General features: G+C 33.8%; 2 protein-coding genes. Both read left to right on the plus strand.

All coding sequences use genetic code 11. The annotated features are described in order from the left end of the window. The first annotated feature begins 37 nt into the window (after positions 1-37). Positions 38-343 (plus strand): IS630 transposase-related protein, encoded by a 306-nt coding sequence (locus RFX69_RS12315; RefSeq protein WP_108564102.1) that lies wholly within the window; start codon positions 38-40, stop codon positions 341-343. Between the two features lie 47 nt (positions 344-390). Then, on the plus strand, positions 391-885 hold the full coding sequence (locus RFX69_RS12320; protein WP_001003818.1) for an IS630 family transposase: 495 nt from the start codon (positions 391-393) through the stop codon (positions 883-885). Positions 886-890: the final 5 nt, after the last annotated feature.

Here is an 890-nt window from a genome sequence, read left to right on the forward strand (position 1 = left end):
TATAGTCAAATCATTATAAAACCAATACAATGGTGCAATGAGTTATTCAGAACATTTTAGACGTAAAATTTTAGCTAAGCTTGAGGAAGGTTATTCTATTCGAGCAGTAGCTGCACAATTTGAAATTAATAAAAATACCATTGTTGAATGGAAGAAACGTATAGAGATTAAAAAAACTCGTGTACGTAAACCTTCTAAAATTAACGATGATGCTTTACGTGAAGATGTTGAAAAGTATCCTGATGCTTATCAATATGAACGTGCTACACGTTTTAATTGTGGTGTTTCATCTATTGGTGCTGCATTAAAGCGCTTAAATATTACAGTTAAAAAAAGACGTTAAGCCATCCTAAAGCAGATACAAAGCTTAGGGATAAATTTATTCTGCAAGTGAATGAATTAGAAAAAAACCATCCGATTATTTATCTGGATGAAAGTGGTTTTAAGTCACATGATTACAGACCTCATGGCTACTCACGAAAAGGAGTACCCTGTCTAGGGCAATATAATTGGCAATTAAAGAATCAGACCAATGCCATTGGAGCAATCCATAAAGGGTATTTATTTTCAGTCGGTTTATTTGACTGCAAAATCAATTCAGATGTTTTTCATTTTTGGATTGAGCAATTCCTCATACCAGCATTACCAGAAAATAGTGTAGTGGTTATGGATAATGCAGCATTTCATAAAAGAGCAGATATTCAGGAGTTATTGGAACAACAAGGGCATAAAATTCTTTGGCTTCCTGCATACAGCCCTGATTTAAATCCTATAGAACAGATGTGGGCATGGGTTAAACGTAAGCGTAAAGAATGGTTGATCGACTCAGTCGATGAGTTATTTCGAGTTTTTTTCGAATCTTGTATGAATAATAAAGTAGTTTGACTATA

It is taken from the genome of Acinetobacter sp. 148 (assembly GCF_031196675.1).
In the GTDB taxonomy this organism is placed as follows: Bacteria; Pseudomonadota; Gammaproteobacteria; order Pseudomonadales; family Moraxellaceae; genus Acinetobacter; species Acinetobacter baumannii.